Genomic DNA, 9,926 nt, shown 5'->3' with positions numbered 1-9,926 from the left:
CCGGGCCGGCCCTGTCAAGGCCATGTACCTCGACCCAGTTCGCGACACGGTTCCCGACATCATTCTTGGCAACCCCTCCCACCTGATGCTGCGCCCGACGGCAGAGCGCGTGGCCCGCCTCGGCGGCCTCCACAGCCTCATCCGCTGGGAACATCCGATCCTGACGGATTCCGGCGGCTTCCAGGTCATGTCACTTTCAGGTCTTCGCAAGCTCGATGAGCAGGGCGTCACCTTCAAGTCGCATGTCGACGGCAGCCTGCATCACATGTCGCCGGAGCGCTCGATCGAAATCCAGGGGCTGCTCGACTCCGATATCCAGATGCAGCTTGACGAATGCGTGGCGCTTCCGGCTGAACCGCGCGAGATTGAACGCGCAATGGAGCTTTCGCTGCGCTGGGCTGAACGCTGCAAGGTCGCCTTCGGCAACCAGCTGGGCAAGGCGATGTTCGGCATCGTGCAGGGCGGTGATATTCCGGCACTCCGCATCCGCTCGGCCGAAGAGCTGGCACAGCTTGACCTCAAGGGCTATGCGGTCGGCGGTCTTGCGGTTGGCGAACCGCAGGACGTCATGCTGAAGATGCTCGACGAAACTTTGCCGGTGCTGCCCGGCGAAAAGCCGCGCTACCTCATGGGCGTAGGCACGCCCGACGATATCCTGAAATCGGTTGCCCGCGGCATCGACATGTTCGATTGCGTGATGCCGACACGCTCCGGCCGCCATGGCCTGGCCTTTACCCGCCGCGGCAGGGTCAATATCCGCAACGCTCGCCACGCGGAGGATCTGCGTCCGCTCGACGAGCAGTCGAATTGCCCGGCCTCGCGCGATTATTCGCGCGCTTATCTCCACCATCTCGTCCGCGCCAACGAGGCGCTCGGCGGCATGCTGCTCTCGTGGCACAATCTCAGCTACTATCAGGAACTGATGCAGGGCACCCGCACGGCGATTGCCGAGGGTCGCTTCGCCGATTTCATGTCCGAAACCCAGGAGGAATGGGCAAAGGGCGATCTCGAGCGCGCTTGAGGCTGATGGTCTGCCGGTTGTCGGCGCGAGCCAGCGTGCGCCGCGCCTGACAGGTCCAGATCACCGTCGGGACGCTGGTTCTGCTGTCGGTACTGTACGAATTTCGCCTTCATCCGGCAGCTTTTGCTTTCGCCAGCCTTCTCGGCGCCGCGCTCGCATTTTCAGGAATAAGCGGCTAGCGCGGCCTGGCGATCCTTCTTTCCTGCATTGCATTGGAACAGGATCGGCTGCACCGCCGTCAAATGCCTTTGCTGTCGGTGTTCGGCACGATCTGCACGCCGTTGATCTTGTATCCGCCGTCGGGCTGCCGCGTCATCTGGTAGATCGCCGTCCAGTCCTTGCCGTCGCGGCCGGATATTAGGACCTCGTGATAGATCATCGCGCCGTTATCGATGGAGCGGCTGCGGCCGAAAGCATAGTTCCCGGGATGATAGACGGGTTCATAGCTCTTCTTCACCATCGCAAAGAAGACGCCCTTGTCCGGATACATTGCCTTAATGCCGGGCGCTGCAAAGGAATACGCCGTCTCCGCATCATCCTTCAGGAAGGCCGTAATCTGATCCTCGATGATATGCCGCGTCGTCTCGACCGGATCTTCGGCCCGCGCCGGTATCGATACAAAGATCAAAGCAGCACACAGCGCAGACACAGAGGATAAAGCGCGCATGGATTTCTCTCCGGCGATATAAAGCGGAGTGTAGAGTACTTTGCGGATTTGGAAAGTAGGGCAGTCGCTGCGTTCATGCAGACTGTCGGCTCGCATGGCGTCTTCCACCATCGCGGAAGTCTTGCGTTTTCACCTTGCATCTGTGTCGAAGACCGAAAGCGACATCCGCGATCTGTCTGCAGGGGCGGGGGGGGGTGCCGCCAGCCGGGGCGCTCCCAAGGGAAGTAGGGGGGGCCGCGCGCTTTTAGAAGCGAGACCCCCGGCGGGGGTGGGGGCCCCCTGGGACCAGGCATCCCCTCGATGCGGCGCGGGGCAAGTGCCTCGATCAGCCCCGCCGTCTCTCCGCCATCAGAAACACCGCCAGTACAAAACACATAAGGCCAAGGGACGATGGCAGCCCTTGATGTCCGATCAGTTGCATCGCTAGTCCTGTCGTGGGCGAGCCCACGATGCCGCCGATACCCCATACGAACGCGAAGGCCGCGTTTCCGGCGATCAAGGCTTGACCGATGAAACGCTCGCCGAGTTGGATCAGCGACATGGTGTAGATCCCAAACGAGACCCCGCCCCAGACGAAGACGAGCGGCCAGATGAGCCACGCGTTGAAGAGCGACGGCAGCAGAACGCAGCCGACCAGCGAAGCCAGGGCACAGAATAGCATGGTCCGCGTCGAGCCCAATCGTTCGGCCACGCGCCCGAGCAATATCTGCAGGACGGCATTGCCTGCGGTGAAACAGGCGATGAGCGAAGCGATGCGTGCTTCGGCACTGCCAAGCGCGCCACCATAAACCGTGATCAAGGAAATCACGACCTGCTCGAAGGCGGCAGCAGTGAAAACCGCGAACAACAGGAGGGGTGCCCGTGCGAAGAAGCCGCCGACCGATGTTGCCTCACCTTCATGCGGCATCGTCGGCAGGCGCGGCACGACGGCGAGTACGATCAAGCCGCAGAGAGGGAAGGCCACGATGCCGATCATGAAAGGCGGCCAGCCCTGTGTGCCGACAAGGCCGAGCGATAGCGGGCCGATGGCGAAGCCACCCGAAACGATCGATGAATAGAGGCCCATGATGCGGCCCCGGCGTGGCGCGGGCGTGATCGTGATCAGCCAGGTTTCACTGATCACGTAAAGCGGATTGGCGAAGAAGCCGAGCAGGAAGCGCAGAGACATCCAGGGCCAGACCTCCTGCTTCCAGGCAATCGCGATCAGGATGAGCGCGGCGAGGGTGGAACAAAGTATCGCAAGCCGCGCCGCGCCCACGCGCCGCGCCAGCGTCGGAATGAAGGGCGCGGATACAATGAAACCCAGCGGCGTCATCGCCGCCGACAGGCCGATCAGGCCGGGCGCCGTCCCCTGCCGCTCCAGGATGAAGCTGAGCAGCGGATAGGTCAGCCCCTGTGCCACGGCGAACACCGTGACGGTCGCGATGATGCCCGCCATCGCGGCCCATGGGATCTGATCCTCTCGCGGGGATGTCGTGCTGTGCAAGTGCCGGCGAACCGTTGCGGCACGCGGAAACTGGTGCTCCGTTGTCATTGCAGCATTCGCCTTATCGCTGCCAGAAGGGCTTGGCGATCTCTGCCTCAACCTGCCGCCTCGTCAGACCGATATCTTCGATCAAATGGGGATTATCCTTCGACTTTTGCTCAAGTTGCCAGCGAAGGCGTTTGCGCTCGTCCCAGGTCGCGAAAACGCTTCGCAGGGTCGCCAGGCTGTAAGTCCGACGCGACCGTTTCGCCAGCCCCACGGGGGGAACATCGTTCATGGCAACCTCCATATGGTTTGAGGGGCCAGAGCCCTCACACTGAATGAGGATGAATTCTGCAGGATACGAACGGCGCCGTAATTAAGCTCTCCCAAATAGTTCCAAAAACTTCCAAACGGGCTATAGATGCGCCGTATGCAGGGATCGCGCTTTGCCTTTGGTCCGTTCGTGCTTGATCCGGGTGCGGGAACGCTCCTTCGGAACGATGATCCCGTTGCCATCGGCTACCGCGGACTAAAGCTGCTTGCGGCGCTTGCCGGGCGGCCTGGCGAAATCCTGGGCAAGGCTGAGTTGATGGACGCGGCATGGCCGGGCACAGCCGTCGAGGAAGGTAACCTCACTGTCCAGATCGCGCAGCTTAGGAAGCTGCTTGGTCCGGCCACCGATGGCGGTGAATGGATCGCCACGGTTCCCCGCGTCGGCTACCGCTTCACGGGTGCCATCGAATACCTTGGTGGCGCGAAGCAAAAACCTTTGCCACTGCCCGACAAGCCATCGATAGCCGTGCTGCCCTTCGTGAATGTCAGCAACGATCTCGAGCAGGAATCCTTCGCGGACGGGTTGACCGAAGACCTGATTACCGACCTGTCCAGGATCTCTGGGCTGTTCGTCATCGCACGCAACTCGGCCTTTGCCTACAAGGGAAAAGCGATGGATGTGCGCGCGATCGCTGAGAACCTCGGCGTGCGCTACCTTCTGGAGGGGAGCGCAAGACGTGCCGCGGGGCGCGTACGCATCAATGCCCAGCTGGTCGACGCCGTGAGTGGCGATCACCTATGGGCGGAACGCTTCGATCGCAGCCTGGATGATATCTTTGCCGTTCAAGACGAGGTCACTGGCAAAATCGTGGAGGCGCTGCTCGGCCGGCTGCGTGCACCGCCGCCGCGCAATCGGCCCAAAAATCTCGAGGCTTACGATCTCTGCGTGCGGGCGCGCAAGCTGATGGATGACTCGCCGCAGACGGCACGGGAAGCGCACCTGATGCTGACGCGCGCGGTTTCACTCGATCCAGAGTATGCCGAGGCCTACCGCTGGCTTGCCGTGAACCACTGGATGGGATGGGTACATAGCGGCGGACCAACGGGAGCTGCCCGCAGTGACGCTTTGAAGCTGGCGCGCAAAGCTGTGGCACTTGATCCCACCGATGCTGGCTGTCGCTGGAGCCTTGCTTACTTACTTGCCTATGAGCGCAGCTTCGCCGAGGCGGACGCGGAATTCGCCAAGGCGATCGAGCTCGACCCGAACGAAGCCGACACCTGGGCGGCGCTATCCGACATTACGGTCCTGGCCGGGCGGGTCGAGGAGGGCCTTGAGCACATCCGCAAGGCGTTCCGGCTGAATCCGCTTCCGGCAAGCTGGACCTATCTGACGCTCGGCCAGGCGCAATATGCGGCCGGTGAATACGAAGCCGCTATCGAGACACTGCGTCGGGAAGAGACTTATCGTACAAGCTCACGCCGTTTCCTGGCGGCAAGCCTTGCCCAACTGGGCCGGCTCGACGAGGCGCGCGCAGAGGTCGAACTGTTCCTCGTCGGCAACCCGCATTTCACCATCCGCCACTGGGCCACGACGGAGCCGTTCCGTGACGCTGCGACGCTCGAGCATTTCGTTGATGGGTACCGTAAGGCCGGTCTTCCGGAGTGACCCTCACAAACAGCCATTCAATCCGAAGGCTGCTGTATCGGCGTCTTCGCACGGTTCGTGCGACCTATTCCTCAAAGCGGCTCGTGGCGTCGCGATCGCGGTCGTATCGTCTCGTGAGCGGAAACAGCGGCAACCAGGACTCGCGACGGACGATCCAGCTTTCGTAGGTCGGCATCAGCTGGTCAGGGGCATCCAGGCATCCCAGGTTCACTTCAATTTCGTCTGCCGTGCGTGCGAAAACGGGTGAGCCGCAGCGAGGACAGAAATACCGCCCCGCGTAGTCTCGTGTTTCGCCATCGATCGTCACCGCATCCTGAGGGAAGATCGCGGAAGCGTGAAAAAGAGCCCCATGATGCTACCGGCAGTCGAGACAATGACAAAGGCCGACCCGGTATGGGAGTCCCGACGCCACAATTCGGACGTTGCCGCACAAGCAACCGCCGGGAAATCTGTCCATGTTGCGTCTCCTCTAAAGTCAAACGGTCGGACCACCTTCGATCTGACCGGCTGGTCGGGGTTGCAAGGCGGGGCGGGTGCATCACCCACCCATTGGCCTTAGATCCCATTAACAGTGAACAGCGCCCGGCGCTCTGGCGGAGAGTGAGGACTGCATCAAAGCGCTCGCGCGGAAGGAAATAGATCATGGGAGCCAACACCCGTTCAATCAGAAGTACAGGCCGCTGTCTGCACTGATCTTGGCGCGAACGGCTTAATCAAGCCCTAGCACCAGTAAATATTGCCGGCAGTTTCGTATTGCTCTCAACCGAATTTATCGGGGTGGCATTCGCTCGAATTTCTGCAACGAGGAATCAATCGTGTCCCACCCATGGCCGCGAACAGTGAATGTGACCGCCTGTGGGTTGAATTGGCCAGGGTCGTCAAGGCTGGTCGCGGGGACCGCAATCAGTTCCGGCATTGCGACGGATGTCAGATAGACCGGTGTTCCACAGGTGGGGCAGAAGGCGTGGACCTTTTCGTTCCCGCTATCGCCCGCGACCCGCCAGGTGTTCGGTTCGCCTGTAATTGTCACATCGGCTCGCCGGGGGAAGGTCAGATAGGATCCATGCCCCGTGCCACTTCGTTTCTGGCAATCGCGACATTGGCAGTGGTTCTCGAAGATGGGTTCGCTGCTCGTTTCATAGCGTATCGCGCCGCACGCGCATCCGCCGGTATAGGTCTTGGTCACTATCATTCTCCCGCTGGCAGACTTGTTGATTGGCACCGCAAGGGATCAGGCCGATTTCGGCTTGGCGAAAAGGTCAATTCCGCTGCCGGTTTCCAGGAAGGATTTCAGGCTGGATAGGACGGCCGGCCAACCTTGTTTGATGCCTTTCGCCATCCCGCTGCCGGCTTCGAGTTCGTCATGGGTGACGGTCAGCCGGACCATGTTGTCGTATTCCTCGATCGCGAACGTCACCCGACTGTAGCTTGCCGGGTCGGATGCCTGCGAAGCATTCGCCCAGGTGATGACGAGACGGGTCGGCGGCGAGACCTCAATGACCTTGCCTACGAGTTCAACAGTCCGCTCATCGTTGGCACGGACATGTTCCCATTTCGATCCGGGCTTCCAGTCGGAGACGTTCTCGTGGCCCCAGTAGCACCTTGCGACGTCCGGTTTCGTTATGGCCTCGAACACCTTTTCCGGGGTCGAGAGAATATAGGTCACGTATACAAAGCTGGTCATTTCTTTGGTCATTGTTTACTCTCCTTCGAGTTCCGTCTTCAGATCATGCAGCAGGCTAAGCCGCTGATGTTCGAATTTCCGCACCCACCGTTCGTAGACCTCGTGGAGCGGCACGGGATTGATGAAATGCAGCTTTTCCCGACCGCGCCTGGCGGTGCTCACTAGATTGGCCGCCTCCAATATCCCGAGGTGCTGGGTGACGGATTGCCGGGCCATCTCCAGGTTGTCGCAAAGCTGGCCGAGCGTCTGCCCGTTCCTCTCACAAAGAAGGTCAAGCAGCTTTCTGCGTGTCGGGTCGCCCAGCGCTTTGAAAACCTTGTCAGCGTCCATTGATCTCACTCGAATGTGACGCCACAATATGCAGGTATCCAACTGCATGTCAAGCGCAGGTATTTACCTGCATTTCAAGTGACAGCGGTGGAAGGTGATCGAGCGCCGAGCGGCGTTGGGCCGGCCGATCGCCTTGTGCCCGGATCGACGCCGCGCCATTCGTCCTGATCCGCTCCAGCAGCCGGCGCACCTGGCGCTCGCTTAAGCCCAGAACATGCGCCGCCGACACGATCGTCATCCGGCCGTCGACGACCTTCGACAAAACCTCGATCCGCTGCAGATCACGCTCGCTCATCGCAATTAATCCCATCCGCAATCTCCCAGGTCATCAAAACCCGGGGAGAGTGACATTCTTACTTTGCAGAAACAGGACACTTCAACTTTGCGGTGGAGAATCTACGCCAAGTGCAACATGCCGGACTGCAGGGTAGGGGATCAGCCACTTTGGCGCAAATGGGCGATGAACACTTCGGCCGGTGTTTTGTAGCCGAGGCATTTGCGTGGCTGCGCATTCAACTGATGGGCGAGGTGGACGAGCTGTTGTTGGGTGATGTTGGATAGGTCGGTGTCGCCAGGCAGGAAGCGTCGGATTCGCTTGTTGGCATTTTCCACAGCTCCCTTCTGCCACGGCGAGTTTGGGTCGCAAAACCAGCTCCTGGCGCCGAGCCCGTCTTCCAAAGCTCGAAAGCCGGCAAACTCGGTACCACGGTCAAACGTAAAGCTTTGGCGTGCAAATGACGGCAGGGGTGAGCAGGCGGCGATGATCTTGTCGATGATCGGTCGCGAGTGGCGGCTGCGGTTCTTGATCAGCACGGTGTAGCGGCTCACGCGTTCAACGAGCGACGTCACATTGCAATGGCCAAGTTTGCGATCGAAGATCAGCAGATCGCCCTCCCAATGCCCGAACTGCGACCGATCACCAATAAAATCAAATCGTTGCGAGATCCTGTACTCAAACGGGATCAAGCCGTCACGCGGCTTGCGGGATCCGCGCGGCCGGCGCCGGCGTCGCCGTTCAGGCAGGTGCTCGTAGAGGCCGAGCGGATAGTCTTCCTTGCAATAGATGAAGCGGTAGATTGTTTCCGGGCAAACGCGGATGACACTGACACCGTCGGCAAGCAAACGGCCGGCAATCTGTTCTGGAGACCAATGCGCCTTCAGTTGCTCGATCACCAGCTCGCGCAGCTCCGGATGGCGTCTAAGCTTGCGCAGCCGCCGGCGCCGTTCCTTGCTGATGTCGTCGGCGATGGTGCCGAAGTAGCCGCTGTATTCCGGAAATTCGTGGTCGTGGAACGTGTTGCGCTTGAGCTCGCGGTAAATCGTCGAGCGATGCCGCCCGAGCTGGCGAGCGATCTCACCAACCGGAAGTTTGCGCTCCTTCATCTGATATAAGCGCCGACGATCGGCGAGGGTGAATTGCGAATAGCAGTGCGACACGCCATAATCTCCAAGGTGAAACCATTGAAATCATTGCCATGTCGCACTTGAAAATAGAATGTACCCCCCTTACACACAATGTAACAGCTAATTAAAGATGAGACAAAGTAATCAATTTAGAAACGCGACATCATACTATCCATTATTGATGGCGTTTCAAGATTCGATGTTGATGAATACACAGAGGTAAGCCGCCGTCCGGGTGGAGCTTGTCGGTGTTGCGCAGGCCGGTCGGCGGCGCGTGGCTCAAGCGCACCAATATACTTTAGCTTTCTCAATCCGGATCGCTTACGTCACTCGCTGTTAAGCTGGCTCGCCAATACCTGCTGCCGTCGGGCGATAACGACTGGATCCTTCGTAAAATCCGTCTTCCGTCCTGGCTTGGTGCCGCGCTGCTGATAGCCATTGCTCTGGCTGCCATCACGAATGCCGAACATATGGTCCGTCTGGCCGGTGCGGCGAGGCCCACTTTTGCTGCGTTCCTGTTGGCGCCCGGCCTGCAGCTCGGCCACGATTGAAAGCATGTCGTCCAGCCGCTTGTTCTCGACCACCTCGGAGCGGTGCACGGAGCGTAACATGTCGAACGTTCTGTAGGGCAGGGAGGCTTCCCCGTCTGTGATCTCCAGGCGCCCGTCCGGATAGTCGCATACGACAACCTTCTTGCCCGCCAGCCCCGTTGCGCGCTCTGTCGGATCGAGAATGAACATCACCTTGTCATAGCGCAGCGTCAAGGAATGCGACAGCTTACGAACCTCCTTGCGGCACATGGCACCATCGAGGTTCTCGTGATCCGCCAGCGGCCGATGCATGTCCTTCGCATTGCGTGGCGGCTTGGCGAAGCGAGAATTGAAATCCGCCATGAACTCTGGGGCATAGGCGTTGGCCGCCTCGATCGTGTCGATCCCGCGAAGCCGCAGTTCCTTCACCAGCCGATCCTGCAGCGTCTGATTGGCGCGCTCCACACGGCCTTTCGCCTGCGGAGTGTTGGCGCAGATGATGTCGATGTTCAGCTCATAAAGCGCCCGGCCGAACTGCGTCAGGCCGCTCGTCCGGTCCGTCATCGAGGCGTGTGTGCTGCGGAAGATGCCATGCTTGTCGCTGTAGAACGCAATTGGCTTGCCCCATTGCTGCAAGTAAGCCTTCGTCGCGTGCAGATAGTCGAAGGTGTTCTCTGAAGTCGCAAAGCGCAGATGCAACAGCTTGCCGGTGGCATCGTCGATATAAACGAGCAGGGCGCATTTGCGGCCACGGTTCTCGAACATGGAGTAATCGCGGCGCAACCGTCTGCGGCTTTTTGGCTGGCGAGGGTGGTTGCCCCCGATAGGATGGAAATACGGGCTCTCGATTGGAACCGGGCCCAAACATCGAATGGAGGCAACC

The 9,926-nt window shown here is 60.1% G+C and carries 9 protein-coding genes and 3 pseudogenes; 2 read left to right on the top strand and 10 right to left on the bottom strand.

The window, feature by feature from the left end; genetic code table 11:
- Positions 1 to 1,021 (top strand): tRNA guanosine(34) transglycosylase Tgt (gene tgt / locus C9413_RS20700; RefSeq protein WP_170250841.1); only part of this gene is annotated, 1,021 nt, incomplete at its 5' end.
- Positions 1,022 to 1,259: 238 nt separating this feature from the next.
- Here the strand turns inward: tgt and C9413_RS20695 are convergent.
- From C9413_RS20695 to C9413_RS20685, 3 genes are all read right to left on the bottom strand, one after another.
- Positions 1,260 to 1,688 carry a DUF4864 domain-containing protein gene (locus tag C9413_RS20695; RefSeq protein ID WP_039846754.1) on the bottom strand — a complete coding sequence of 143 codons (429 nt, stop codon included), beginning with the start codon at positions 1,686 to 1,688 and terminating at the stop codon, positions 1,260 to 1,262.
- A gap of 325 nt (positions 1,689 to 2,013) precedes the next feature.
- Positions 2,014 to 3,222, bottom strand: a complete 1,209-nt coding sequence (locus C9413_RS20690; RefSeq protein WP_052451518.1) for an MFS transporter — start codon at positions 3,220 to 3,222, stop codon at positions 2,014 to 2,016.
- A 13-nt stretch (positions 3,223 to 3,235) separates the two neighbouring features.
- Positions 3,236 to 3,451, bottom strand: coding sequence for a DUF1127 domain-containing protein (locus C9413_RS20685; protein WP_039846756.1), 216 nt, complete (start codon positions 3,449 to 3,451; stop codon positions 3,236 to 3,238).
- A gap of 135 nt (positions 3,452 to 3,586) precedes the next feature.
- Here C9413_RS20685 and C9413_RS20680 point away from each other — a divergent pair, with 135 nt between their 5' ends.
- Positions 3,587 to 5,095 (top strand): winged helix-turn-helix domain-containing tetratricopeptide repeat protein, encoded by a 1,509-nt coding sequence (locus C9413_RS20680; protein ID WP_170250842.1) that lies wholly within the window; start codon positions 3,587 to 3,589, stop codon positions 5,093 to 5,095.
- Between the two features lie 64 nt (positions 5,096 to 5,159).
- Here the strand turns inward: C9413_RS20680 and C9413_RS20675 are convergent.
- From C9413_RS20675 to C9413_RS20645, 7 genes and pseudogenes are all read right to left on the bottom strand, one after another.
- Positions 5,160 to 5,552 (bottom strand): annotated as a pseudogene (locus C9413_RS20675) (GFA family protein).
- A gap of 312 nt (positions 5,553 to 5,864) precedes the next feature.
- A complete protein-coding gene (locus C9413_RS20670) occupies positions 5,865 to 6,281 on the bottom strand; it encodes a GFA family protein (protein ID WP_170250840.1) in 417 nt (138 codons plus the stop codon).
- Positions 6,282 to 6,326: 45 nt separating this feature from the next.
- Entirely contained in the window at positions 6,327 to 6,791 is a 465-nt protein-coding gene (locus C9413_RS20665) for an SRPBCC family protein (RefSeq protein WP_039844884.1), read from the bottom strand.
- 3 nt (positions 6,792 to 6,794) lie between these two features.
- Positions 6,795 to 7,109, bottom strand: a complete 315-nt coding sequence (locus C9413_RS20660) for a metalloregulator ArsR/SmtB family transcription factor (protein WP_039844885.1) — start codon at positions 7,107 to 7,109, stop codon at positions 6,795 to 6,797.
- 114 nt (positions 7,110 to 7,223) lie between these two features.
- A pseudogene (locus tag C9413_RS20655) lies at positions 7,224 to 7,419 on the bottom strand (helix-turn-helix domain-containing protein); the annotation flags it as partial.
- 125 nt (positions 7,420 to 7,544) lie between these two features.
- Positions 7,545 to 8,546 carry an IS30 family transposase gene (locus C9413_RS20650; protein ID WP_039844887.1) on the bottom strand — a complete coding sequence of 334 codons (1,002 nt, stop codon included), beginning with the start codon at positions 8,544 to 8,546 and terminating at the stop codon, positions 7,545 to 7,547.
- Between the two features lie 293 nt (positions 8,547 to 8,839).
- Positions 8,840 to 9,805, bottom strand: a pseudogene (locus C9413_RS20645) (ISNCY family transposase); the annotation flags it as partial.
- Positions 9,806 to 9,926: the final 121 nt, after the last annotated feature.

This window comes from Rhizobium sp. SEMIA 4085 (genome assembly GCF_013004495.1).
Lineage (GTDB): Bacteria > Pseudomonadota > Alphaproteobacteria > Rhizobiales > Rhizobiaceae > Rhizobium > Rhizobium gallicum.
The sequence above is the reverse complement of the archived record's forward strand: the minus strand, read 5'-3'. Positions and strand labels throughout refer to the sequence as shown.